Below are 24958 nucleotides of genomic sequence, written 5' to 3'. Positions count from 1 at the left end.
AGGCTCCCTGTTGACTTAACGACCCTTGAATTGCGCCACGTTATCAGCCCGGCCTTGAGCCTGAGGCGAACTCATCGCCCCCAGACGCTCCCCCGTATTCGCATCAAACAGTAGCACTTTGGCAGGATCGAACTGCAAATTGAGGCTCTGACCGACCGCAGGGGCATCATCCGGAGCCATGCGGCAGCACACTTTGATGCCGTTGAGGCTGACAAAAACCAGAGTATCGGGGCCGGTGGGTTCGACAACCTGCACCTCGGCGCGAATAACCGGCAGGCCATTGGGTTCGGCTGGCGCCAGCACAATTTGCTCGGCGCGGATGCCCACGATCACATCGCGGTCTTCCAGCCCGGCGTCCTGCATACCCAGCGGCAGCTCGCAACGCGCCTGGCCGCTGTCGAGCAAGGCCAGCAAGCGGCCGTCGCGACGCTGCAAACGCAGGGGGATAAAGTTCATCGGCGGCGAGCCAATAAAACTGGCGACAAACAGGTTGGCCGGGTCGTTGTAGATCTGTTTCGGCGTACCGAACTGCTGAATGATGCCGTCCTTCATCACCGCCACTTTGTCGCCCAGGGTCATGGCTTCGATCTGGTCGTGGGTAACGTAGACGGTGGTGGTTTTCAGGCGCTGGTGCATCAGCTTCATTTCGGTGCGCATCTCGACCCGCAGCTTGGCATCGAGGTTGGACAGCGGCTCGTCGAACAGGTAGATCTTCGGCCGCCGCGCCAGCGCCCGGCCCATGGCCACGCGCTGCTGCTGGCCACCGGACAGCTGGCCGGGCTTGCGCGTCAGCAGGTGCTCGATCTGCAGCAGTTTGGACACCCGCGCCACTTCTTCGTCAATGGCTGCCGCACTCATCTTGCGGATCTTCAGGCCGAAGGCAATGTTGTCGCGGACATTCATGGTCGGGTACAGCGCGTAGGACTGAAACACCATGGCGATGTCACGGTCCTTGGGGCTCATGCCGCTGATATCGGCATCGTCCACCAGAATCGCCCCGCCACTGATGCTCTCAAGACCGGCGATGCAGTTCATCAGGGTTGATTTGCCGCAGCCCGAAGGGCCCACCAGAATCAGGAACTCGCCGTCATCGATTTTCAGCTCGATGTTTTTCAGCGTGTCGGGCAAACCCTTGCCGTAGGATTTATTTACGTTGCGTAATTCTAGAGTCGCCATGCCTTACCCCTTGACCGCGCCGGACGTCAGCCCGCGCAGAAAATACTTGCCCGCAAAGATGTAGACCAGCAGCGTCGGCAGCCCCGCGATCATGGCCGCAGCCATGTCCACGTTGTATTCCTTGGCGCCGGTGCTGGTATTGACCAGGTTGTTGAGCGCCACCGTAATCGGCTGCGCATCGCCACTGGCAAACACCACACCAAACAGAAAGTCGTTCCAGATTTGAGTGAACTGCCAGATCAGGCAGACCATGACGATGGGCACCGACATCGGCAGCAGGATGCGCCCGAAAATAGTGAAAAAGCCCGCACCGTCCAGACGCGCAGCCTTGACCAGCGCATCCGGGATACTCACGTAGTAGTTGCGGAAAAACAGCGTGGTAAAGGCCAGACCGTAGACCACATGCACCAGCACCAGGCCGGTGGTGGTGTTGGCCAGCCCCAGTTTGCCGATGGTGAACGAGGCCGGCAGCAACACCGTCTGAAACGGCAGGAAGCAGCCAAACAACAGCAGGCCGAAAAACAGCTGCGAGCCGCGAAAACGCCACATCGACAGGACATAACCGTTCATGGCGCCGATAAAGGTCGAAATCAGGACCGCTGGCACGGTGATTTTCACCGAGTTCCAGAAATACCCGCCCACCGTGTCCCAGGCCTTGATCCAGCCGATACCGTCGATCACTTGCGGCCAGCTCAGCAGGTTGCCGGTGCGGATGTCTTCCGGGGTTTTGAAACTGGTAAGCAGCATCACCACCAGCGGCACCAGATACACCGCCGCCGCAAGGATCAGGGTGGCGTAGATCGCCATACGGCTGAAGGTAAAACGCTGAGCATTAATCATGGCGTTTGTTCCTCAGCTCGGAATACAGATACGGCACGAGAATGGCCAGAATCGCGCCCAGCATCATGATCGCGCTGGCAGAACCGATGCCCATTTGCCCACGGCTGAAAGTAAAGGAGTACATGAACATCGCAGGCAGATCCGAGGAGTAGCCAGGGCCTCCAGCAGTCATCGCTGACACCAGGTCGAAGCTCTTGATGGCAATGTGCGCCAGGATCATGAAAGCGCTGAAAAACACCGGTCGCAGGCTCGGCAGGACAATGCGCAAGTAGATGGTCGGCAAGTTTGCGCCGTCGACCTGAGCGGCACGAATGATCGACTGATCAACCCCGCGCAACCCGGCCAGAAACATCGCCATGACAAATCCGGAGGCCTGCCATACCGCCGCGATCACCAGGCAGTACACCACCCGGTCCTGATCCAGCAGCCAGTCAAAGCGAAAGCCTTCCCAGCCCCAGTCACGAAGCATTTTATCCAGCCCCAGGCCCGGGTTGAGCAGCCATTTCCAGGCCGTACCGGTGACGATCATGGAGAGCGCCATCGGGTACAGGTAGATGGTGCGGATAAAACCTTCCTTGCGAATCCGCTGGTCGAGCAGAATCGCCAGGAACACGCCAATCACCAGGCTGATGACGATAAACATGCCACCAAACACCGCCAGGTTCTTGCTCGCAACCCACCAGCGGTCATTGGCCATCAAGCGCGCATATTGCTGCAGGCCGACCCACTGGTAGCTGGGCATAAAACTGGAGTTGGTGAACGACAGCAGGAACGTCCAAAAAATGTAGCCATAAAAGCCCACCAATACGATCAGCATGCTCGGCGCCAAAACCAGCTTGGGCAACCAGCGCTGCAGCGCATCAAAGGGCGAGGCCTTGCTGAACACAGCCACGGAACTCATCGAAATACTCCCGGCAGGGTATGCCGGCATCCGCCAATGCAGATGCCGCACAACCAGGGACAAGGGGGGGGAGCCACGCACAAGGCGTGGCGGGTCAGCTCAACGAATTACTGTGCCGACTTGATGGCCGAATAGAGCTTTTTCCCGGCAGTGGCCGGATCAGCACTCTTGTCGCTCATAAAGTTGCTTACCGTGTCGAAAATAGCGCCCTGTACCGCCAGCGAGGTGGCCATGTTATGCGCCATGCTCGGCAACTGATCGTGGGTTTTGCCCGCTTCGGCAAAATCCTTGGCCGAGGCCTGGGCACAGCTGTCGAACTTGCTCATGTCCAGGTCACTGCGTACCGGGATCGAGCCTTTGTTCTGGTTGAACACGTACTGGAATTCGGGTTCAAGGGCGACTTTGGCCACGTCGTTTTGCGCGGCGATATTGCCCGGCGTGTTGTTTTTCGCCGAGAGCTTGAACATTGCCAGTGAGTCGATGTTGTAGGTAAAGCTGCCCTGGGTGCCTGGAAACGGCACGCATTCGAAATCAGTACCGGCCTTTTTGCCCGCAGCAGCCCATTCGCTTTTCGCCCAGTCACCCATGATCTGCATGCCGGCCTTGCCGTTGATCACCTTGGCCGCTTCCAGGTTCCAGTCCTGGCCGGTGCCATCAGGGTCCATATAGCCCTGGAGTTTTTTCAGTTTGCTGAACACTTCAGCCATCTGCGGGCCGGTGAGGGTTTTCTCATCAAGATCGACGAACGCTTTTTTATAGCCTTGCGGGCCCATGACGCTCAGCACCAGGTCTTCAAAGACCGTGCTGTCCTGCCACGGCTGGCCGCCGTGGGCCAGGGGAATAAAGCCCGCTGCCTTGAGCTTGTCGCCCGCAGCAAAGAGTTCGTCAAGGGTAGTGGGCGCCTTGTCGATACCGGCCTTTTTGAAGACTTCAGGGTTGATCCACAACCAGTTCACCCGGTGAATATTCACCGGTACCGCCACGTAATGGCCGTCGTACTTCATGGTGTCGGATACAGTCTTGGACAGCATGCCATCCCAGTTGTTGGCCTTGGACACCTCATCGAGGTTGGTCAACAAACCCAGTGCGCCCCACTCCTGCAAGTCCGGGCCCTTGATCTGCGCCGCTGATGGTGGGTTGCCGGAGACGGCGCGGGTTTTCAGCACGGTCATGGCCGCAGCACCGCCACCGCCTGCTACAGCGCTGTCCTGCCAGGTATAACCGTCTTTTTCGATCAGTTTTTTCAGCACATCAACCGCTTTGGCTTCACCGCCGGAGGTCCACCAATGCACCACTTCAACCGTGCCTTTGGAATCGGCAGGGGCGGCAGCATAAGCACCCAGGGGGAACAGTGTTGCAAGCGAAATGACAACGGCGAGGCGATTGAATGAATTCATGTCGAGACCTTTCTTGTTGTTATAGCTGTGCAAGTCTTTTGCTTGCGCTGCTAGAGAGTGTATCCATCGCAAACTGCCTGCACGTAACGAACAGACGCCGAAATGTCACAACCTGGTGACATGGCGGCCGAGGTGATTGTTCTGTTCCAAAGATCTTTCAACAGCGCTAAACCCCGTATTCCTCTGGGCACTTAAGCTGCGCCTATCGATACATAAGGTATTTTCTGCGTTGCATGTAGGACGGATCCCGAAGTCGTTTTCCCACGTTGAACCTGCAAAAAACTTCAGCGAGGCTGCAACACTTCGCCACAATTCAAGAACGGATGCCGGCCCCCCCATCAGGAGATGAGTTTCATGCCAAAACAGCGCGCAACGCCCCAGAATCACTGTTTTATCAGCCAGCTACTGGATCCGGACGGCACCCCCTGCGCCTGGAAGCTGGACATTCGGCGCTCGGGGAAAGTACATGTCCACTGTTTCAATTTCACCGACTACGCGGATCAGGCTGCTGCCCTGGAGGCCGCTGAGACCATGCGTAACCAATTGGTTCTCAAAATGCCCCTGGCGTTTTCTTATGAAAACCGTCAGCGCCTTATGCCGCACAACACCAGCGGTCATCCAGGGGTGTACCGGGTCCGCTCCAACCAGATCGACTACTGGCGTGCGACAACCCGCATTCACGGCTACAACCTGAGCAAGAGCTTTCGCGTTGACCGGCATGGCGATGACGAGGCCAAACGTCTGGCGCTACAAGAGCGTCAGAGGCAACTGACTCTGTGCAATGAGCCCTACGACGTGGCCATGGAAAAACTGCAACAGCACTTCGGCCAGACCAGCAGGCGCGTGCGTGAGAACCGTATCAACGCCGCCATGAACAGCGACCACCCGCCCAGCCCCACCCTTGCAAAGCCTTCGGACAGCAACCTGGAACCCCTGTTGCCCATCAGCCCCGAGCAGGCGACCCTGTCGATCAATCGCCATTTCGCGGCAAGTGCAAAGTAACCCGCAGGCCGCCGGCCCGCAGGTTCTGCAAACTGACTTCACCGCCATGGCTATGGGCGATGCTGCGTGCAATCCCCAATCCGAGCCCGTAGCCCTGCTGCTGCCCGGCCAGGCGAAAGTGCGGTTCGAATACCTGCTCAAGACGCTGCTCGGGTACGCCCGGCCCCTCATCGTCAACCGTGAGGACAAAGGCCTGCTCATTGTCATCAATACGCAAATGCGCGTAGTGGCCGTACTTGAGCGCGTTATCGATCAGGTTGCCCATGCAGCGCCGCAGCGCCAGGGGTTTACCATAGTAAGGTCTGACAGCCCGGCCCTGCAGCGTTACGCGGCCGTTACCCTGGGGCAGCAGGTAAGGCTCGATCAGGCAGTCAAGCAACTGGTTCAAGTCCACGGCTTCGATGTTTTCGTGAATATCGGTGTCTTTCACACATTGCAGCGCCCCTTTGACCAGCATTTCCAGCTCGTCCAGATCACGGCCGAATTTGTATTGCAGTTGTTCGTCTTCGAGGAGCTCGACCCGCAGGCGCAAGCGGGTAATGGGCGTGCGCAAATCATGGGAGATGGCACTGAACAACTGGCCGCGCTCGGTCAGATAACGACTGATGCGGGCACGCATGGTATTGAGGGCGCGCGCCACCTCGACCACTTCACTGCCGCCGCCCACCTCGACCGGCTTGACCTCGTCCTCACCCAGCGACATGTCCCGGGCCGCTCGCGCCAGACGCTTGAGCGGACGGCTTTGCCAGTGCATCAACAGGCCGATGAACAACAACAGAAAAATACTGCTGAGCACGATAAACCACACCTGCAGGGCCGGCAGCCCCTCCTCTTCGAGACTGGTGTAGGGCTGGGGCAACAAGGAGGCGATATACAGCCATTCACCGGGCACCATCTGGATTTGTGTGACCAGGATCGGCGGATCGACCGGCTCCAGCGTCAGTGCAAAATGCGCCCAGGAGCGCGGTAGCTCGTCGAGTTTGAGACCGGCATTGAAAATACGCAGATCTTGGGGGCTGACAAACTGCACCGACATCTCGACATTGGGCCCCACGGCCTCGCGCAATACCTGATCCACGGCATCCAGTACCGCCTGCTTGCGCTGGGTGGGCGGCAACACCTGCATATCCAGTGGTTTGTCGTTGAGGCTCACGACAAAACGCGTACCGCCCATGCTGCGCAGTTGATCCAGTACCAATGGGCGATAGGCCAGCGGCAGGGAACGCAGGTAGGCGACGGTGGCGTTCATCGAGTGGGCCAGGCTACGCGCGCTGTTGACCAGGCCTTCGAGTTGCGTGGTACGCAACTGCGACAACCAGATAGCACTGGACAGGGTTTGCGCCAGCAGGATCGCGAGCAAGGTCAGCAACAACATGCGTCCCAGCAGCGAACGGGGCATATGCCATTTGCGCAGGCGCTTAAAGGTCATTGCCGGACATGACCTGAGCCGCCAGCTGATAACCGCTGCCGCGGATGGTGCGGATCAGCCGTGGCGGCTTGTCAGTGTCACGCAGGCGCTGGCGCAGGCGGCTGACCGCCATGTCGACAATGCGATCAAGCGGCATCAGCTCACGCCCGCGGGTTGCATTGCCAATAGTGTCGCGGTCGAGAATCTGCTGCGGGTTATCGAGAAACAATTTGAGCAAGGCAAAATCTGCCCCCGACAAAATCACCTCTTCTCCATCGGTATGAAACAGCCGATGAGTCACGGTGTTCAGCCGCCACTCTTCAAATGCCAGCACCTCGTTGCCCGAGGTGGTAGCGACAAATTGTGCCCTGCGTAACAACGCCTTGATCCGCGCCAGCAGCTCACGGGGGCTGAAGGGTTTACCCAGGTAATCGTCGGCGCCCAGCTCAAGGCCAATGATGCGATCGGCCTCGTCGGAACTGGCAGTGAGCATGATGATCGGGATCTGGGCAAAGCGCGGATGCTGACGCACCCAGCGGCACAGGCTGAAGCCGTCTTCATCGGGCAACATGACATCGAGGATCAACAGATCACTCGCCGCGCTGTCCAGCGTTTCGCGAAAACCGGCGCCATCTCCCACGGCACGCACCTGGAAACCGGCGCGGGTGAGATACAGATCAAGCAGGTCGCGAATTTCCTGGTCGTCATCGACCAGCAAAATGGATTTGCCGGGTGTGCTCACAGTGGTGTTCCTTATTGTTTTTATACGGCGATCCAAACTCTGTGGGAGCGGGCTTGCTCGCTCCCACAACAAGCCCACTCACGGAGCTTTCAGCCAAACGCCTGCTGCAACGCCACCCCGGCACCGATCAAACCCGGGTACGGCGCCGTCACCAGCCACACCGGGATATCCTTGAGGTAGTCGCTCATGCAGCCTTTGTCGGCAAAGCTGCGGGCAAAGCCGCTGGCCAGGAAGATATCGGCAAAGCGAGGAATCACCCCGCCGACGATATACACCCCGCCACGGCCACCGATGGTCAGCACATTGTTGCCCGCCACACGGCCCAGCCAGCAACTGAAATGCTCCAGCACTTGCAGCGCCACAGGGTCGCCCGCCAAAGCAGCCGCGGTAATGGCCCGGTCGCTGTCCAGTACCGGTGCATGGCCATCCACCGCACAAATCGCCCGATAGACCCGCGGCAAACCGCTGCCGCTCAAAATGCTCTCGGCGCTCACATGGCCGATTTCATTGTAGATGTGCTGCCACAACTGCACTTCACGCGGGTTGCTCATGGGCAGGTCGACATGCCCGCCCTCCCCCGGCAAGGCCATGAATTGACCCTCGCCGAGATTGAGCAAAGTGCCCACACCCAGCCCGGTGCCCGGCCCGATAACCACCGCCGGGCGCGTCGGGTCAACAACCCCCGGACAAACCTGGCGCACATCTTCGGGTTGCAGCCGGGTCATGCCCAAGGCCATCGCGCTGAAGTCGTTGATCAGCAGCAGATTGTCGACCTGCAGCGCACGGCAGAAGGCCGAGCGGCTCAACCGCCAATGGTTGTTGGTAAAACGAAATTCATCGCCACTCACCGGCCCGGCCACTGACAGACATACCGAGCCTACAGAGCCCGGAGCCAGTTCCAGCGTATCCAGGTAAAGCTTGATGGCATCTTCCGGGCAGGCGAAGTCTGCTGTGGGCAATACGCTGACCGAACGCAACTGGTCGTTTTCCCACAACGCAAAACGTGCGTTGGTACCGCCTATATCACCGACCAGTGCGAGCTTCATTTCAGATTTTCCAGAGACGAGGTAAAGGTGCTCGCGCCCTGCTCGGCCGAACTGAAGGCCTGACGCATAAACGCAAACAACTCACGCCCGGTGCCGACGGCATTATCCAGAGTGCCGACAGCCGGGGTGCGCGCGGCAAATTCTGCCTCATCCACCAGCAGTTGCAACGTACCTTTTACCCCATCGACGCGAATTATGTCGCCGTCCTGCACCCGCGCCAGGGCGCCGCCAATCGAAGCCTCGGGGCTCACATGAATCGCTGCCGGGATCTTCCCCGACGCGCCTGACATCCGCCCGTCGGTAATCAGCGCCACCTTGAAGCCCCGATCCTGCAACACACCCAGAAACGGCGTCATCTTGTGCAGCTCGGGCATACCGTTGGAGCGCGGCCCCTGAAAACGCATCACGGCCACGAAGTCGTGTTCCAGCTCACCGGCCTTGAACGCATCGGCCAGTTGTTGCTGGTCCTGGAACACCCGCGCCGGGGCTTCGACGATCTGATGTTCCGGGGCTACCGCCGAGACCTTCATCACGCCACGGCCCAGGTTGCCTTCCATCACCCGCAGGCCACCCTCGCCGGAGAATGCACGGGCAACCGGGCGCAGGATCGACTCGTCGAGGCTTTCAATCGGACCTTCACGCCATACCAGCTCGCCATCCACCAGGAACGGTTCGCGGGTGTAGCGGCTCAGGCCATAGCCCGCCACGGTGTTGACGTTTTCGTGAAGCAGACCGGCTTCCAGCAGCTCCCGAATCAGGAACGCCATACCACCGGCGGCCTGGAAGTGGTTGATATCGGCCTTGCCGTTTGGATACACGTGGGACAGGGTCGGTACCACCTCGGAGAGGTCGGCCATGTCTTGCCAGGTCAGCTGGATACCCGCCGACATGGCAATCGCCGGCATGTGCAAGGTGTGGTTGGTCGAACCGCCGGTGGCGTGCAGCGCAACGATGGAGTTGACCAGCGAACGCTCGTCAACGATCTCGCCCAGCGGCATGAAATCGCCGTTTTGCTTGGTCAGACGAGTGACTTGATGAGCCGCTTCGCGAGTCAGGGCATCGCGCAAAGGCGTGTAGGGGTTAACGAAAGAGGCGCCTGGCAAATGCAGGCCCATCACTTCCATCAGCAACTGGTTGGTGTTCGCGGTGCCGTAGAACGTGCAGGTGCCAGGGCTGTGGTAGGACTTCATCTCCGATTCCAGCAACTCTTCGCGGCTGGCCTTGCCTTCGGCGTAGCGCTGGCGCACATCGGCTTTTTCCTTGTTGGAAATGCCCGACGGCATCGGCCCACCCGGTACAAAGATGGTCGGCAAGTGACCAAAACGCAGCGCCCCCATCAGCAGGCCCGGCACGATCTTGTCGCAAATGCCCAGCATCAGCGCCGCGTCGAACATATTGTGGGACAGCGCCACGGCTGTGGACAAGGCAATCACTTCGCGGCTCAGCAAACTGAGTTCCATGCCCGGCTCGCCCTGGGTCACGCCGTCACACATGGCCGGGGTGCCGCCTGCGAACTGGCCCACCGAGCCAATTTCACGCAGGGCTTTTTTGATTTGCTCAGGAAAGTGCTCGTACGGCTGGTGCGCCGAGAGCATGTCGTTATATGACGAAACAATTGCCACGTTGGCCGCGTTCATCATCCGCAGGCTGTTTTTATCTTCAGTGCCACACCCTGCCACGCCGTGGGCGAAGTTCGCGCATTGCAGCTTGCCGCGTTGCGGGCCGTCGCCGGCAGCGCCACGAATAAGCGTCAGATACGCCTCGCGGGTTGCACGACTGCGGGCAATAAGACGCTCGGTGACTTCAAGAACGCGGGGATGCATGTGTTGAACTCCAGGCTAACGGATGTGGCGACCTGTGCGTGTCCTATGCTGACCGAAGGGCTCCGGGGAGCGACTTCAATCATTCGGACCCGTTGATTCAGGTCACTCGTTGTAGATAAAACAAAATATTGCCACTTAAATGGCTTGTTTTCTATTTTTATGCGAATAATCTTGTAATTCCAACAACAAATCGATGGCAGGCGCTTTCCATGACTCTACGAATCGCAATCAATGGTTTTGGCCGTATCGGCCGTAACGTCCTGCGCGCACTGTATACCCAAGGCTACCGTCAGGACCTGCAGATCGTCGCCATCAACGATCTGGGTGACAGTTCGATCAATGCCCATCTGCTCAAGTACGACACGGTTCACGGCACGTTCGACGCCAATGTCGAACACGATCAGGAAAGCCTGACCGTCAATGGTGACCGCATCAGCGTGACCGCCATTCGCAATCCGGCCGAACTGCCGTGGGCGGCACTGAACATCGATGTGGTGTTTGAATGCACAGGTTTGTTCACCGAGCGCAGCAAGGCACAAGCACATATTACTGCTGGCGCCCGCAAGGTGATTATCTCTGCTCCCGGCAAAAATGCCGATGCGACGGTGGTCTACGGTGTCAACCACGACATTTTGCGTCAATCCCACCACATTATTTCCAATGCTTCCTGCACCACCAACTGCCTGGCACCCGTGGCGCAAATCCTGCACCGCGAATTCGGCATTGAAAACGGCCTGATGACCACCATTCACGCCTACACCAATGACCAGAACCTGACCGACGTTTATCACTCGGACCCCTACCGCGCACGTTCGGCCACCCAGAACATGATCCCGAGCAAAACCGGCGCCGCCGAAGCCGTGGGCCTGGTATTGCCGGAACTCGCCGGCAAGCTCACCGGCATGGCCGTGCGGGTACCGGTGATCAACGTATCGCTGGTTGACCTGACCATTGAACTCAAGCGCGAAACCACCGCAGCTGAAGTCAACGCGCTGTTCAAGGAAGCCAGCCAGCACTCCAAAGTACTGGGTTACAACACCCTGCCGCTGGTATCGAGCGACTTCAACCACAACCCGCTTTCGTCGATCTTCGATGCCAATCACACCAAAGTCAGCGGCAAACTGCTAAAAGTGCTGGCCTGGTACGACAACGAGTGGGGCTTCTCCAACCGCATGCTCGATAACTGCCTGGCGCTGCACAACGCGGAGTAACGCGATGATCGGTATCAGCTTCACCACGGCCACCCTGGCGGCGCGCAAGCGTATCGCTCTGGTGGCCCACGATCATTGCAAGGGCTTTTTGCTGGACTGGGCCGAACGCCACAAGGCAGCCCTCAGCCAGCATGACCTGTGCGCCACCGGCACCACCGGGCTGCTGCTGAGCCAGCGCCTGGGCCTGCCGATCGAAAGCATGATCAGCGGGCCGTTGGGCGGCGATCAACAGGTGGGGGCACGGATCGCCGAGCAACGGGTCGACATGCTGGTGTTCTTCTGGGACCCGTTCGAGCCCCAGCCCCACGACCCGGACATCAAGGCACTGCTGCGGGTTGCGGCAGTATGGAACATCCCCGTGGCGTGCAATGAATGCAGCGCCGACTACCTGCTCAGCAGCCCGCTGATGAGCCAGCCCCATGAACACCGCATTCCTGATTACAGTGCGTATTTGAAGGGTCGGGTTTAGGTTTATGGTGGGAGCGAGCCTGCTCGCGAAGACGCACTATCGTCTACGACCTTCGCGAGCAGGCTCACTCCCACCAGAACAATTCAAACCATTTCAAAACAGCACTTGACCAATAGCACAGATGATAAGCATTATCATTCGCTCAAAATCGGTCGGGTAGCACTGTGAGTCAGTCCCACTTCAATCAAGTCTTCCTTACCCAACGGGTAACCCTGCTGCGCACCCTGGAGCGGATGGTCAACAACCACAGCACCGCCGAAGACCTGCTGCAGGAGACCTACCTGCGCGTAACCCGCGCCTTGAGCGAACGCAGCGTCGAGCACCTTGAGCCCTTTGTGTTCCAGACCGCACGCAATCTGGCGCTTGACCACCTGCGCGCCCGGCGGATCCAGTCACGCACCGTGGTCGAAGATGTGCCCACTGAAGTGATCGAAGGCGTTGCCTCCCCTCTCAGCACCCCTGAAGAAGCCCATCAAGCCGCGCAACTACTGGAGCGTCTGAGTGTGAGCCTGAGCCAGTTAAGTGCCCGTCAACAACGGATTTTCATCCTCAGCCGCCTGCATGGCTGCAGTTATCAGGAGATTGCCGAAGAGCTTGACGTTTCCTTGAGCACCGTTCAAAAGGAACTCAAATTGATCATGGCAATCTGCATCGGGGTAGCCGACAGACTCAATCGCCCTTAACCTTGACCGGCGATGCCTGCTAGAACGCTCTGAAACTGCCAAGGAACATCCGTGACGGACACTCACAAATCTGCCGTGCCAGAACTGGCGCAAGACGTGCTGCAGGACAGCGCCATGGATCAGGCACTGGAATGGCTGATTACTCTTGAGTGTGCGAGCGACGAACAAAAAGCCGCTTTCGAAAACTGGCTCAATGCCGACCCCGCCCATGCCCAGGCCTTTGCCAAGGCCAATGCGATCTGGAACGGCGAACCGCTGCTGGCCGCCGCGCAAACCCTGCAAGCCCGCCGTACCCCCGGCCTGTTGCGGCGCATAGGACGACACTGGAAACACCTGGCAACTGCGGCGGTGGTGATAATCAGCGTCGGCAGCTACAGCAATGTACCGTTACGCCTGCAAGCCGATCACCTGACCGTGGTGGGCGAGCGCCAGCGCCTGCAACTCGAGGACGGCTCAAAAGTGCTGCTTAACACCAACTCGGCGTTTTCCAGCAAGGTGGTCAATGCCCAAAGCAGCGCCCGCCTGTATCAGGGCGAAGCGTATTTCGAAATTCCCGCCGACCTGGAGTTCCCGCTGGTGCTTGATGCTGGCCCTGTGCGCGTCAGCGTGCGCGACACCGCCTTCGCCGTGAGCTACCTCAATGGTGAAACACAGGTGCGGGTGCAGCGCGGCGACGTCGACTTGCGGGTCAACAGTGCCGGTGCGCAAATGCGCCTGTCGGCTGGCAACAGCGTGCGCATTGGCCCTGACGGCTTCAGCAAGACCGCCCGGCTCAACCCCCAGACCGACCTGGCCTGGGTGCAGGGGCGCCTGGTGTTCGAAAACTGCCCGATGGGCAAGGTGCTGGATGAAGTACGCCGCTACTACCCAGGCTGGATCGTCAACAACAACGACAAACTCGCCAACGTGGCAGTGACCGGCAACTACCGGCTGGATCAGCCTCTGGATATCGTCCGCTCACTGGCCCATATCACCTCAAGTAGCCTTTCAGAATTCCCGGCATTGGTAATTCTCAATTAAAAGTAGGTTTTTTTACTCGATAGCCTAAGGTCATACGTCTCGTTGTAGTCAATGCAACTGATTCGCATTTTGAGTCAGCTTCGCAACTATAAGATTCGTTCACCACGGAGCGCTATCAATGCCCACTCGTTTCAACAGCCGGTCCTCATCCAACGCCCGCAAGGGTGGTTTGCAGCAGTGCACGTTGTCGTTGTTGACCGCCGCCATGCTTTTGGCCGGCGTGCAGGCGGCTCCAGCCCTGGCGGCGACCGATGAGCAGCCGGCGACCCGCTCCGTGGGCAATTACAAGTTTGCGATCTCCCAGCAGCCATTGGCCTCCGCGCTTAACGATTTCAGCACGGTGACCGGCTGGCAGGTCGGCCTGCCGGCAGAGCTGGCGCAGAATGTGTCCTCGCCCGGCGTGCGCGGTTCACTCACCCCGGAAAAAGCCCTGGAGCGCCTGTTGATCGGCACCAACCTGGGCTACCGCAAGCTGGCCAGCAACAATATCGTGCTGGAAAAGCGCAGCAGCTCCACCGGCACCCTGGCCCTGCAACAAGTCACCATCAGCGCCACTCGCCAGGAGCAGGACGTGAACTCGGTGCCCAGCACCATTACCGTCCATGACCGCCAGGATATGGACCGCGATAACGTCAATACCATCAAGGACCTGGTGCGCTATGAGCCGGGTGTCTCGGTAGGCGGCGCCGGCCAGCGTGGCGGTATCAGCAACTACAACATCCGCGGCATCGACGGCGACCGGATCCTGACCCAGGTGGACGGCGTCGAGATCCCCAACTCGTTCTTCAACGGCCCGTACGCCAAGACCCAGCGCAACTACGTCGACCCGGAAATCATCAAGCGCGTCGAAATCCTCCGTGGCCCGGCGTCGGTACTTTATGGCAGCAACGCCATTGGCGGTGCCGTCAGCTACTTCACCCTCGACCCCAATGACATCATCAAGCCGGGCCAGGATGTTGGCGCCCGCCTCAAGGCCGGCTACAGCTCGGCCGATCGCAGTTGGTTGAAATCCGGCACCGTCGCCGGCCGCTCGGGCGACTTCGACGGCTTGTTGCACCTGAGCCAGCGCGACGGTCACGAAACCGAATCCTACGGTGACCACGGCGGCACCGGGCTGTCACGTACCGCGGCCAACCCTGAAGATACCAAAACCACCAACGTACTGGCCAAGCTGGGCTGGAACTACAACGATGACGACCGTCTTGGCTTCACTTATGAGAAGTACAAGGACCGCCTCGACATCAATGAAAAAAGCGCGGTCGGCGGACCGTTCAACAACGGCCAGCCGCTGGGCATGTACCTGTCGCGTAACGGCAAGGACACCATCAGCCGCGAGCGTTTCGGCCTGGAAAACAGCATGGCGCTGGATACCGCCGTGGCTGACCACTTCAAGTGGAGCCTGAACTACCAGATCGCCAAAACCGACCAGAACACCCTGGAAGACTACTTCCCCTACAGCCGTCATGTGATGCGTTCGCGCAACACCACCTACGAAGAAAAAACCTGGGTACTGGACGCCCAGGCAGACAAAGCCTTCCATATTGCTGACACCGATCACCTGCTGACCTACGGTGCCACTATCAAGCACCAGAAAGTCACCGGTTCGCGCAGTGGCTCGGGCACCTGCCTGGCAGTAGGCAATGGTTGCACCGCCGTGGGCGCCGATAGCCCGAAAGATTACCTGGTCAAATCCAGCGACTTCCCGGACCCGACCATCAACACCTACAGCCTGTTCGCCCAGGACCAGATCAGCTGGAATGACTGGACCTTCATGCCCGGCCTGCGCTACGACTACACCAAGCTGACGCCGCATATCACCCAGGAATTCCTCAACACCGTCAACAGCGACCAGAAAGGCACCGTAAGCGATGCAGACAAGGTCTGGCACCGCCTGTCGCCAAAACTGGGCGTCACTTACGCATTCAACGACAACTACACCTGGTACGGCCAGTACGCCGAAGGCTTCCGCACCCCGACCGCCAAAGCGTTGTACGGTCGATTTGACAACCTGCAGGCAGGCTACTCGGTAGAGCCGAACCCGGATCTGGAACCGGAAAAAAGCAAAAGCTACGAGACCGGCCTGCGCGGCAATTTCGATGCTGGCTCATTCGATGTGGCGGTGTTCTATAACAAGTACCGCGACTTCATTAACGAAGATGCCATCACCCCCGGCTACGACGACCTCAAGTTCCAGGCCAACAACATCAAGCACGCCACCATCAAGGGTGCCGAGGTCAAAGGCCGCCTGAACCTGGACGCTTTCGGCGCGCCACAGGGCCTCTATACCCGTGGTTCCGTGGCATATGCCCACGGTCGCAACGAAGACACCGGCCAGCCGATCAACAGCGTCAACCCGCTGACCGCCGTGATGGGCCTGGGCTACGAGCAGCAGAACTATGGCGCCCTGGTGAGCTGGACCCTGGTCAAGAGCAAGGATCAGGTCGACGACACCAGCTACTTCGCCCCCGATGGCACCAGCAAGCAGTTCAAGTCGCCTGGCTATGGTGTGCTCGACCTGACCGGTTTCTACAAGGTCACCAAGGACGTCACCGTCAATGCCGGCCTGTACAACCTGACCGACAAGAAATACTGGAACTGGGATGACGTGCGCGGCTACGACAGCGTGGGTGAGGCCGGCGTGCTGAACCCGGCCAATATGGAGCGACTGACCGCGCCGGGCCGCAACTTCTCGATCAATCTGGTCTGGGATATCTGATCAGCCACGCTCACTGCGCAGAATTTTGCTCTGCGCAGTGAGGATTTTTTACTGTGATGCGTCTTCCTGATCGTCTAGTTACAAAGCGCATCTCATTCTCAAGGATTTTTTCATGACCACTGCTGATTCCGCATCACGTCCGGCCTTGCGTTCCCAACGTCTGAACCAGATCACCAACGAGCCGCATCAAAAGCTCGACGCTTTGGTCAAGGCGCACAAGCCATTTGATGACGTGGCCAGTTTCGCCCGCTTTGTCGTCGCCCAGTACCTGTTCCAGTCGGAGCTCAAGGCGCTGTACACCGACCCGGCCCTGAAAGAAATCGTCCCTGACCTGCCAGAGCGCTGCCGCGCCGAGCAAGCCAAGGCCGACCTGGCCGACCTCAACACCGAAGTGCCTGCCCCGGTTGCCGGCGCGGTCAATTCGCCAAGCAAAGCTGAAGCACTGGGCTGGATCTTCGTTTCCGAAGGCTCCAAGCTGGGCGCTGCATTCCTGATCAAGCGTGCTGTGGGCCTGGGCCTGAGCGACAGCTTCGGCGCCCGCCACCTGGGCGAGCCTGCCGGTGGCCGTGCCGAAGGCTGGAAAAGCTTTATCCGCACCCTCGACGGCCTGGAACTGACGGCTGAAGAAGAAGCCGACCTCGACAAAGGTGCAGTAGCGGCCTTTGAGCGTTTTACCGTATTACTGGAACACGCCTACGCTGCTCAGCCAGAACTGGCTTAAGCTGACAGGCCCGACCAGCGCACGCTGGTCGGGTGTCCTTTTATGCGTCCTGAGCTTATGACCCGCCAAACCCGATCCACGTCGAAAATCGCCCGAATCCTGTTCGGCTTGCTGGCCTATGTGAGCCTGGGCATTGGCCTGATTGCGATTGTGATTCCTGGCCTGCCGACCACCGAATTTATTTTGCTCGCCGCCTGGGCCGCGACCAAAAGCTCCCCGCGCTTGAGTGCCTGGCTGGAAAACCACCGGTTGTTTGGTCCGATCCTGAGCAACTGGCGCAACGGCAAGATCATCAAGCGCAACGCCAAAATCAGCGCCACTGTCAGCATGTTGTTGTGCGCAGGGCTGATGCTGTATGTGCTGGATCACAACTGGCCGGTGTTTCTGGCGATAGCCGGCATGAGCATGGGCAATCTGTGGATCTGGTCGCGACCGGAGCGCTTGCCAAGCCCTTCGTAGCAGCTGACGAGCGGAGCACTCATAAGGCTTTTTACAGGAACTGGCCCCCCTCGGAATTTATGAGCGCCGCACACCTGTGGGAGCTGGCTTGCCTGCGATACTGACACCCCGGTGTATCAGGCAAACGGCGGCGATGCCATCGCGAGCAAGCCCGCTCCCACAAATCGCCACTTACAACGCCAACGCCCCGCTATACAGCGCATAAGCTGCCGCCAGTGCCGTTATCACCACCATCGCGAATATCACCTTCTCCCAGGGCTTGAACAGCAGCTCACCCTGCTCGCGCTTGGCCTTGGCGAAAAAGAACACCCCCGGTGCATACAGCAACGCCGAGAGCAGCAGGTATTTGGGCCCCGCCGCATATAACAGCCACATCGCATAAATCAGCGCCACCGCCCCTACCAGCAGGTCCTTGACCCTCCGCCGCCCCGCCCGCTCGTAAGTCTCGCCCCTCACGCACAGCAGCACCGCGTAAGCTGCCGACCACAGGTAAGGCACCAGGATCATCGATGACGCCAGATAGATAAGACTGGTGTAAGTACCGGCGGACACCAGGGTGATCACCAGGAAAATCTGGATCATCGAGTTGGTCAGCCACAGGGCATTGACCGGCACATGGTTGGCGTTTTCCTTTTTCAGGAACGCCGGCATGGTGTTGTCCCGGGCTGTGGCATAGAGGATCTCGGCGCACAGCAACGCCCACGACAGCAGCGCCCCCAGCAGCGAGATCGCCAGCCCGATACTGATCAGTATCGCACCCCACTCTCCCACCACATGCTTGAGCACCCCGGCCATCGACGGGTTTTGCAGACTGGCCAGTTCCGGCTGGCTCATGATCCCCAGCGACAGCACGTTCACTAGCACCAGCAGGGCCAGCACGCCGAGAAAGCCAATAACCGTAGCCTTGCCCACATCCGAACGTTTCTCGGCACGGCCCGAGTAGACACTGGCACCTTCAATACCGATAAACACGAAAACCGTCACCAGCATCATGTTGCGCACCTGATCCATCACGCTGCCCAGGCTGGGTGTTTGTGTGCCCCAAAAATCCCGGGTGAAAATATCGGCCTTGAACGCCACGGCGGTGAGCACGATAAACATCACAATGGGGACGATTTTGGCCACGGTGGTCAGCTGGTTGATAAACGCCGCTTCCTTGATCCCGCGCAGCACCAGAAAATGCACCCCCCACAGCAGCAACGATGCGCAACCTATGGCGATCGGCGTGTTGCCCTGGCCAAACACCGGGAAAAAATAGCCCAGGGTGCTGAACAGCAATACGAAGTAACCGACGTTGCCCATCCAGGCGCTGATCCAGTAGCCCCAGGCTGACGAGAAACCCATGTAGTCGCCAAACCCGGCCTTGGCGTAGGCATACACCCCCGAATCCAGCTGCGGCTTGCGATTGGCCAGGGTCTGGAACACAAAGGCCAGCGCCAGCATGCCCACTGCCGTGATTGCCCAGCCGATCAACACGGCACCACCGGCAGCATGCTCGGCGATATTTTGTGGCAACGAAAAAATCCCGCCTCCAATCATCGAGCCGACAACCAACGCGATCAGGGCGTTGAGCCTAAGCTTTTGCGTCTGTTGCGACATCGTCACCTCGCTGTACTACTTGGTTAAAACTTATGAATATCAGGCTACAGACGTTCACTGACTAAATATATGCAGCGCCCAAACGTTTAATAGATCCCCGCAATAAGCCGTGCTTCCCTGATAACCATTGCGCCTATTGAAACCTAAAAAACCGTTCATATATAGATGACGATTTAATTTCATGGAGGGGTTCATGAAACTTGAAGATGACATTTGCAAATCTGGAAATACTGGCTAGCTTCAATCCCCACGACACCGTGGGTAACGAACGTATTAATACCTGAAAACATCTCTGGAGTAAGGCTTTCAGGAAGCGTCATAAAAATGCGTGATCGCGACCTTCCCCGCTCTATCAACAATGGAATGTAGTAATGCCCTGATCTATGTCAAACGGCTTGAATATCAATGGACTTAACTTTGAAGCCTCACTTCTCCTAGATTGGAGTCACTACAAATGTCTGATACTCCTGGAAAACTGCGACTGGGTGCGTTGGTTGCTCTGGTAGTCGGCTCAATGATTGGCGGCGGGATTTTTTCGCTGCCTCAAAACATGGCCGCCAGCGCTGATGTCGGCGCAATCCTGATCGGTTGGGCAATTACCGCTGTCGGTATGTTGACCCTCGCTTTTGTGTTCCAGACCCTCGCCAATCGCAAACCTGACCTTGACGGCGGCGTGTATGCCTACGCCAAGGCAGGCTTCGGCGATTACATGGGTTTCTCGTCAGCCTGGGGCTACTGGATCAGCGCCTGGCTGGGTAACGTCGGCTACTTCGTGTTGCTGTTCAGCACCCTAGGTTACTTCTTCCCGATCTTCGGCGAAGGCAATACCCCCGCCGCCATCATCGGCGCCTCGATCCTGCTCTGGGCCGTGCATTTCCTGGTACTGCGCGGCATCAAGGAAGCAGCGTTCATCAACCTGGTAACCACCGTTGCCAAGGTCGTACCGCTGGTTCTGTTTATCCTGATTGCCCTCTTCGCGTTCAAACTGGACATCTTTACCAGTGACATCTGGGGCGTAAAAAACCCGGACCTGGGCAGCGTGATGGATCAGGTGCGCAACATGATGCTGGTCACCGTTTGGGTGTTCATCGGTATCGAAGGCGCAAGCATCTTCTCTTCCCGTGCCGAAAAACGTTCGGACGTGGGTCGGGCCACCGTGATCGGCTTTATCACCGTGCTGCTGTTGCTGGTACTGGTGAACGTGCTGTCGCTGGGCATCATGACTCAGCCTGAACTGGCAAAACTGCAAAACCCTTCGATGGCGGCCGTGCTTGAGCATGTGGTCGGTCACTGGGGTGCAGTACTGATCAGCGTCGGCTTGATCATCTCCCTGCTGGGTGCCCTGCTCTCCTGGGTACTGCTGTGCGCAGAGATCATGTTCTCGGCGGCCAAGGACCACACCATGCCGGCCTTCCTGAAAAAGGAAAACGCCAACCATGTACCGGTCAACGCCCTGTGGCTGACCAACGCCATGGTGCAGCTGTTCCTGATCATCACCCTGTTCTCGGCCAGTACTTATCTGTCGCTGATCTACCTGGCGACCTCGATGATCCTGGTGCCTTACCTCTGGTCTGCAGCCTACGGCTTCCTGCTGGCGGTACGTGCCGAGACTTACGAGAACGCCCTGGCAGAACGCAAGAAAGATCTGATCATCGGCGGTATCGCGCTGATCTACGCGATCTGGCTGATCTATGCCGGCGGCCTCAAGTACCTGCTGTTGTCGGCCCTGCTCTATGCACCTGGCGCGATTCTGTTCGCCAAGGCCAAGCGTGAAAGCGGCCAGCCCGTGTTCACCAACATCGAGAAAGTGATTTTTGCCGCAGTAGTGATCGGCGCCCTGGTGGCTGCCTATGGTCTCTACGACGGTTTCCTGACCCTGTAACAACCTGTTTGTGTACTTTGGAGGATGACTGTAATGACCACGGAAAAAGTGAAATACGGCGTGCATTCCGAAGCCGGTAAGCTGCATAAGGTTATGGTGTGTTCCCCAGGCCTGGCTCACCAGCGCCTGACCCCAAGCAACTGCGATGAATTGCTGTTCGATGACGTACTGTGGGTCAACCAGGCCAAGCGTGACCACTTCGACTTCGTCACCAAAATGCGCGACCGCGGCATTGATGTGCTGGAAATGCACAACCTGCTGACCGATATCGTTGCCATCCCGGAAGCCCTGGACTGGATTCTGGACCACAAAGTGACCCCCAATCAGGTGGGTGTGGGCCTGGTCAACGAAGTCAAATCCTGGCTTAAAAGCCTTGAGCCACGCCAAATTGCCGAGTACCTGATCGGCGGCGTGTCGGCAGACGATCTGCCAGACAGCTTTGGTGGCAAGACCATCCAGATGTTCCGTGACTTCCTCGGTCACACCAGCTTTATCCTGCCACCGCTGCCCAACACCCAGTTCACCCGTGACACCACTTGCTGGATCTACGGTGGCGTGACGCTGAACCCTATGTACTGGCCGGCGCGTCGTCAGGAAACCCTGCTGACCACCGCGATCTACAAGTTCCACCCTGAGTTCACCAACGCCGACTTCCAGATCTGGTACGGCGACCCGACAGTCGACCATGGCAACGCCAGCCTTGAAGGCGGCGACGTGATGCCAATCGGCAACGGCGTAGTCCTGATCGGTATGGGCGAGCGCACGTCACGTCAGGCCATTGGCCAACTGGCACAAAACCTGTTCAAGAACGGCGCTGTAGAACGAGTGATCGTTGCCGGTATGCCCAAGTCCCGCGCGGCAATGCACCTGGACACCGTGTTCAGCTTCTGCGACCGCGACCTGGTAACCATCTTCCCTGAAGTCGTGAACCAGATCGTTGCGTTCTCGGTGTACCCGGACGACAAGAAACAAGGCGGCGTGGACGTACGACGCGAAGAAGGCCACTTCCTCGACGTAGTGGCCAAGGCCCTGGGCGTGAAAAAACTGCGTGTGGTCGAAACCGGCGGCAACTCGTTCGCAGCAGAACGCGAGCAGTGGGATGACGGTAACAACGTGGTGGCCCTGGAGCCTGGCGTGGTGATCGGTTACGACCGCAACACCTACACCAACACCCTGCTGCGCAAGGCTGGCGTTGAAGTCATCACCATCAGCGCCTCCGAACTGGGCCGCGGCCGTGGCGGCGGTCACTGCATGACCTGCCCGATCGTGCGTGACCCTGTCGACTATTAATCTACCCATTTGATTGCTTGCCCCGGCCCCAACACGGGGCCGGTGCAAGCCGGTTAACCCGAAACCAAGGAGATCACCATGGCTTTTAACATGAAAAACCGCAGCCTTCTGAGCCTGATGCACCACACTCCACGTGAGTTGCATTTCCTGCTCGATCTGTCCCGCGATCTCAAGCGCGCCAAGTACACCGGTACTGAAGAGCCGCACTTGAAAGGCAAAAACATCGCCCTGATCTTCGAAAAAACGTCGACCCGCACCCGTTGCGCATTTGAAGTAGCAGCCCACGACCAGGGCGCGCACGTTACCTACATCGACCCGGTTTCTTCACAGATCGGTCACAAAGAAAGCATGAAAGACACCGCCCGCGTTCTGGGCCGCATGTTTGACGCCATCGAATACCGTGGCTTTGAACAGGCTGTTGTCGAAGAGCTGGCCAAGTACGCAGGCGTGCCGGTGTTCAACGGCCTGACCGCTGAGTTCCACCCGACGCAAATGATCGCCGACGTGCTGACCATGCGCGAACACAGCGACAAGCCGCTGCACAACATCAGCTACGCGTACCTGGGCGACGCCCGCAACAACATGGGTAACTCGCTGCTGCTGATCGGTGCCAAACTGGGCATGGACGTGCGTATTGCCGCACCAAAAAGCCTGTGGCCGGAAGAGTCGTTCGTTAAACAGTGCCAGGAATTCGCCAAGGAAAGCGGTGCCAAAATCACCCTGACCGAAGACCCTAAAGCTGCCGTCAAAGGCGTGGACTTTATCCACACCGACGTCTGGGTATCGATGGGCGAACCGGTTGAAGCCTGGAACGACCGTATCAAGCTGCTGCTGCCTTACCAGGTCAACAGCGACATGATCAAGGCGGCAGAAAACCCACGCGTGAAGTTCATGCACTGTCTGCCTGCGTTCCACAACTGTGAAACCAAGGTCGGCAAAGACGTGGCCGAGCACCATCCAAACCTGAAAAACGGTATTGAAGTGACCGAGGAAGTGTTCGAGTCCCCTGTCAACATCGCCTTTGAGCAAGCTGAAAACCGCATGCACACCATCAAGGCGATTTTGGTCGCGGCATTGGCTGATATCTAAGCCTGGCTCACAGTCGTTATGTGAATGCATAACGACTGTGGGAGCGAGCCTGCTCGCGAACGAGCTTCGCGGGCAAGCCCGCTCCCACATAGGCTGCTCCCACACTTTTAAAAGGACATCTTCTATGCGTATCGTCGTTGCACTGGGCGGTAACGCCCTCTTGCGTCGCGGCCAGCCCATGACCGCCGAGAACCAGCGCGAAAACATCCAGACCGCTACCGCCCAAATCGCCCGCATTGCCCATGGCAACGAGCTGGTAGTGGCCCACGGTAACGGTCCGCAAGTCGGCCTGCTGTCCCTGCAAGCCGCCGCCTACACTGCAGTCGCCCCTTACCCGCTGGACGTGCTCGGTGCTGAAACCGAAGGCATGATCGGCTACATGATCGAGCAGGAACTGGGCAACCTGCTGCCACAGGAGGCCGCGTTTGCCACCCTGCTGACTCAGGTTGAAGTCGACCCCAAGGACCCCGCGTTCCAGAAGCCGACCAAGCCGATCGGCCCGGTCTACACCGAAAGCGAAGCCAAGAGCCTGGCCGCCGAAAAAGGCTGGAGCATTGCTCCGGACGGCGACAAGTTCCGTCGCGTAGTGCCTAGCCCGAAACCCAAACGCATCTTCGAAATTCGCCCGATCAAGTGGCTGCTGGAAAAAGGCACCATCGTGATCTGTGCGGGCGGCGGCGGCATTCCCACCATGTACGGCGAAGACGGCAAGCTGCGCGGCATCGAAGCGGTGATCGACAAGGACCTGGCGTCCTCGCTGCTGGCCCAGCAACTGGACAGCGACCTGCTGGTGATCGCCACTGACGTGAATGCGGCCTTTATCGACTGGGGCAAGCCAACCCAGAAGGGCATTGCTCAGGCCCACCCGGACGAGCTGGAAAAACTCGGCTTTGCCTCGGGCTCCATGGGCCCTAAAGTGGAAGCGGCTTGCGAGTTTGCCCGCAAAACCGGCAAGACTGCCGTGATCGGCGCACTGGCGGATATCGAAGCAATCGTTCAAGGTAAGGCCGGTACTCGGGTCAGCACCGAAAAACCGGGTATCACCTACTTCTGAACCTCGGGGCAGGCCCCGGGGCCTGCCCTTTCCCATAGCCTCAAGGAGTACCCTATGGCCTCGTTCGAACCCGGTCACCTGCATATCCACCGCGAACCGCTGCAACCGAGCGACTTTGGGTATGACATCAAGATCGATTACCAGGTCGTTCAGGATCCCAAGGAAGGCAAGTCGATGCAGTTCGACATGCACGGCCAGATCAACCAGAAGGAGTTCAAGGAGTCCTTCACACTGCCCAAGGACATGGCCTACAACTTTGCCCATGACGCTTTCCAGATTGCCGTGAAGCACGGCATTCCCAAAACCGCCGACATCCGCTCGATGCACGGTTACTACGACAAGATGTTCGCCGACGTGATGGCCCAGCTCAACCACAAGCCGGGCGACCCGATCAAGCTCGACCATCTGGACTGATTCAGCCACTGGCTGA

Annotated in this window: 22 protein-coding genes; 13 read left to right on the top strand and 9 right to left on the bottom strand. The window is 58.6% G+C overall.

The features are described from left to right. Window positions 1-15: 15 nt before the first annotated feature. From PPTH39_RS12890 to PPTH39_RS12875, 4 genes are all read right to left on the bottom strand, one after another. Complete coding sequence (locus PPTH39_RS12890; protein WP_095003273.1) at window positions 16-1176, bottom strand: ABC transporter ATP-binding protein; 1161 nt, start codon at window positions 1174-1176, stop codon at window positions 16-18. A 3-nt stretch (window positions 1177-1179) separates the two neighbouring features. Beyond that, window positions 1180-2016, bottom strand: coding sequence for a carbohydrate ABC transporter permease (locus PPTH39_RS12885; RefSeq protein ID WP_095020853.1), 837 nt, complete (start codon window positions 2014-2016; stop codon window positions 1180-1182). Beyond that, window positions 2009-2917, bottom strand: coding sequence for a carbohydrate ABC transporter permease (locus tag PPTH39_RS12880; protein ID WP_095003275.1), 909 nt, complete (start codon window positions 2915-2917; stop codon window positions 2009-2011). The genes PPTH39_RS12885 and PPTH39_RS12880 overlap by 8 nt, the downstream gene beginning before the upstream one ends. 107 nt (window positions 2918-3024) lie before the next feature. Continuing rightward, entirely contained in the window at window positions 3025-4314 is a 1290-nt protein-coding gene (locus tag PPTH39_RS12875) for an ABC transporter substrate-binding protein (protein ID WP_130872035.1), read from the bottom strand. 354 nt (window positions 4315-4668) lie between these two features. Here PPTH39_RS12875 and PPTH39_RS12870 point away from each other — a divergent pair, with 354 nt between their 5' ends. Beyond that, window positions 4669-5316, top strand: coding sequence for an AP2 domain-containing protein (locus PPTH39_RS12870; RefSeq protein ID WP_095020852.1), 648 nt, complete (start codon window positions 4669-4671; stop codon window positions 5314-5316). On the opposite strand, the gene PPTH39_RS12865 is transcribed toward PPTH39_RS12870, so the two are convergent. From PPTH39_RS12865 to edd, 4 genes are all read right to left on the bottom strand, one after another. After that, window positions 5285-6745: a HAMP domain-containing sensor histidine kinase gene (locus PPTH39_RS12865; RefSeq protein ID WP_095024520.1), complete on the bottom strand. Its 1461-nt coding sequence runs from the start codon at window positions 6743-6745 to the stop codon at window positions 5285-5287. The genes PPTH39_RS12870 and PPTH39_RS12865 overlap by 32 nt on opposite strands. Then, window positions 6735-7466, bottom strand: coding sequence for a response regulator (locus PPTH39_RS12860; RefSeq protein ID WP_095019828.1), 732 nt, complete (start codon window positions 7464-7466; stop codon window positions 6735-6737). Before PPTH39_RS12860 ends, PPTH39_RS12865 begins: the two co-directional genes overlap by 11 nt. Before the next feature lie 89 nt (window positions 7467-7555). Beyond that, window positions 7556-8512: a glucokinase gene (locus PPTH39_RS12855; protein WP_095027218.1), complete on the bottom strand. Its 957-nt coding sequence runs from the start codon at window positions 8510-8512 to the stop codon at window positions 7556-7558. Then, window positions 8509-10335, bottom strand: a complete 1827-nt coding sequence (edd, locus tag PPTH39_RS12850; RefSeq protein WP_095001384.1) for a phosphogluconate dehydratase — start codon at window positions 10333-10335, stop codon at window positions 8509-8511. The genes PPTH39_RS12855 and edd overlap by 4 nt, the downstream gene beginning before the upstream one ends. 209 nt (window positions 10336-10544) lie before the next feature. Here edd and gap point away from each other — a divergent pair, with 209 nt between their 5' ends. From gap to PPTH39_RS12815, 7 genes are all read left to right on the top strand, one after another. Further along, window positions 10545-11546, top strand: a complete 1002-nt coding sequence (gene gap / locus PPTH39_RS12845; RefSeq protein WP_095001383.1) for a type I glyceraldehyde-3-phosphate dehydrogenase — start codon at window positions 10545-10547, stop codon at window positions 11544-11546. A 4-nt stretch (window positions 11547-11550) separates the two neighbouring features. Further along, window positions 11551-12015: a methylglyoxal synthase gene (locus PPTH39_RS12840; RefSeq protein WP_095001382.1), complete on the top strand. Its 465-nt coding sequence runs from the start codon at window positions 11551-11553 to the stop codon at window positions 12013-12015. 164 nt (window positions 12016-12179) lie between these two features. Further along, a complete protein-coding gene (locus PPTH39_RS12835; RefSeq protein WP_095001381.1) occupies window positions 12180-12698 on the top strand; it encodes an RNA polymerase sigma factor in 519 nt (172 codons plus the stop codon). Between the two features lie 51 nt (window positions 12699-12749). Further along, window positions 12750-13718 carry a FecR family protein gene (locus tag PPTH39_RS12830; RefSeq protein WP_095019825.1) on the top strand — a complete coding sequence of 323 codons (969 nt, stop codon included), beginning with the start codon at window positions 12750-12752 and terminating at the stop codon, window positions 13716-13718. Window positions 13719-13836: 118 nt separating this feature from the next. After that, window positions 13837-16434 carry a TonB-dependent receptor gene (locus PPTH39_RS12825; protein WP_095001379.1) on the top strand — a complete coding sequence of 866 codons (2598 nt, stop codon included), beginning with the start codon at window positions 13837-13839 and terminating at the stop codon, window positions 16432-16434. Window positions 16435-16546: 112 nt separating this feature from the next. After that, window positions 16547-17155, top strand: coding sequence for a biliverdin-producing heme oxygenase (locus PPTH39_RS12820; protein WP_095001378.1), 609 nt, complete (start codon window positions 16547-16549; stop codon window positions 17153-17155). A gap of 57 nt (window positions 17156-17212) precedes the next feature. Next, entirely contained in the window at window positions 17213-17614 is a 402-nt protein-coding gene (locus tag PPTH39_RS12815; RefSeq protein ID WP_095001397.1) for a YbaN family protein, read from the top strand. A 171-nt stretch (window positions 17615-17785) separates the two neighbouring features. Here the strand turns inward: PPTH39_RS12815 and arcD (PPTH39_RS12810) are convergent, their stop codons facing one another. Then, the gene (gene arcD, locus PPTH39_RS12810) at window positions 17786-19213 is read right to left on the bottom strand and encodes an arginine-ornithine antiporter (protein WP_095001377.1); all 1428 of its coding nucleotides are present in this window, start codon (window positions 19211-19213) and stop codon (window positions 17786-17788) included. A 454-nt stretch (window positions 19214-19667) separates the two neighbouring features. Here arcD (PPTH39_RS12810) and arcD (PPTH39_RS12805) point away from each other — a divergent pair, with 454 nt between their 5' ends. From arcD (PPTH39_RS12805) to PPTH39_RS12785, 5 genes are all read left to right on the top strand, one after another. Continuing rightward, window positions 19668-21095: an arginine-ornithine antiporter gene (gene arcD / locus PPTH39_RS12805; RefSeq protein ID WP_029611554.1), complete on the top strand. Its 1428-nt coding sequence runs from the start codon at window positions 19668-19670 to the stop codon at window positions 21093-21095. Window positions 21096-21128: 33 nt separating this feature from the next. Further along, window positions 21129-22385 carry an arginine deiminase gene (arcA, locus tag PPTH39_RS12800; RefSeq protein ID WP_088377977.1) on the top strand — a complete coding sequence of 419 codons (1257 nt, stop codon included), beginning with the start codon at window positions 21129-21131 and terminating at the stop codon, window positions 22383-22385. 78 nt (window positions 22386-22463) lie between these two features. Next, on the top strand, window positions 22464-23474 hold the full coding sequence (locus PPTH39_RS12795; RefSeq protein WP_095001376.1) for an ornithine carbamoyltransferase: 1011 nt from the start codon (window positions 22464-22466) through the stop codon (window positions 23472-23474). 124 nt (window positions 23475-23598) lie between these two features. After that, window positions 23599-24528, top strand: coding sequence for a carbamate kinase (gene arcC / locus PPTH39_RS12790; protein ID WP_095001375.1), 930 nt, complete (start codon window positions 23599-23601; stop codon window positions 24526-24528). A gap of 54 nt (window positions 24529-24582) precedes the next feature. Then, complete coding sequence (locus PPTH39_RS12785) at window positions 24583-24942, top strand: DUF5064 family protein (protein WP_016782057.1); 360 nt, start codon at window positions 24583-24585, stop codon at window positions 24940-24942. Window positions 24943-24958: the final 16 nt, after the last annotated feature.

Source organism: Pseudomonas bubulae (assembly GCF_900618535.1).
GTDB classification, from domain to species: Bacteria; Pseudomonadota; Gammaproteobacteria; order Pseudomonadales; family Pseudomonadaceae; genus Aquipseudomonas; species Aquipseudomonas bubulae.
This window is presented reverse-complemented; position numbering and strand designations above follow the sequence as displayed.

Coding starts and splice junctions, on each gene's coding strand:
- PPTH39_RS12890 (WP_095003273.1), bottom strand. CDS start 1,176: ATGGCGACTCTAGAATTACGCAACGTAAATAAATCCTACGGCAAGGGT.
- PPTH39_RS12820 (WP_095001378.1), top strand. CDS start 16,547: ATGACCACTGCTGATTCCGCATCACGTCCGGCCTTGCGTTCCCAACGT.
- PPTH39_RS12855 (WP_095027218.1), bottom strand. CDS start 8,512: ATGAAGCTCGCACTGGTCGGTGATATAGGCGGTACCAACGCACGTTTT.
- arcD (WP_029611554.1), top strand. CDS start 19,668: ATGTCTGATACTCCTGGAAAACTGCGACTGGGTGCGTTGGTTGCTCTG.
- PPTH39_RS12865 (WP_095024520.1), bottom strand. CDS start 6,745: ATGACCTTTAAGCGCCTGCGCAAATGGCATATGCCCCGTTCGCTGCTG.
- PPTH39_RS12785 (WP_016782057.1), top strand. CDS start 24,583: ATGGCCTCGTTCGAACCCGGTCACCTGCATATCCACCGCGAACCGCTG.
- arcD (WP_095001377.1), bottom strand. CDS start 19,213: ATGTCGCAACAGACGCAAAAGCTTAGGCTCAACGCCCTGATCGCGTTG.
- edd (WP_095001384.1), bottom strand. CDS start 10,335: ATGCATCCCCGCGTTCTTGAAGTCACCGAGCGTCTTATTGCCCGCAGT.
- PPTH39_RS12870 (WP_095020852.1), top strand. CDS start 4,669: ATGCCAAAACAGCGCGCAACGCCCCAGAATCACTGTTTTATCAGCCAG.
- PPTH39_RS12885 (WP_095020853.1), bottom strand. CDS start 2,016: ATGATTAATGCTCAGCGTTTTACCTTCAGCCGTATGGCGATCTACGCC.
- gap (WP_095001383.1), top strand. CDS start 10,545: ATGACTCTACGAATCGCAATCAATGGTTTTGGCCGTATCGGCCGTAAC.
- PPTH39_RS12875 (WP_130872035.1), bottom strand. CDS start 4,314: ATGAATTCATTCAATCGCCTCGCCGTTGTCATTTCGCTTGCAACACTG.
- PPTH39_RS12795 (WP_095001376.1), top strand. CDS start 22,464: ATGGCTTTTAACATGAAAAACCGCAGCCTTCTGAGCCTGATGCACCAC.
- PPTH39_RS12840 (WP_095001382.1), top strand. CDS start 11,551: ATGATCGGTATCAGCTTCACCACGGCCACCCTGGCGGCGCGCAAGCGT.
- PPTH39_RS12825 (WP_095001379.1), top strand. CDS start 13,837: ATGCCCACTCGTTTCAACAGCCGGTCCTCATCCAACGCCCGCAAGGGT.
- PPTH39_RS12815 (WP_095001397.1), top strand. CDS start 17,213: ATGACCCGCCAAACCCGATCCACGTCGAAAATCGCCCGAATCCTGTTC.
- arcA (WP_088377977.1), top strand. CDS start 21,129: ATGACCACGGAAAAAGTGAAATACGGCGTGCATTCCGAAGCCGGTAAG.
- PPTH39_RS12880 (WP_095003275.1), bottom strand. CDS start 2,917: ATGAGTTCCGTGGCTGTGTTCAGCAAGGCCTCGCCCTTTGATGCGCTG.
- arcC (WP_095001375.1), top strand. CDS start 23,599: ATGCGTATCGTCGTTGCACTGGGCGGTAACGCCCTCTTGCGTCGCGGC.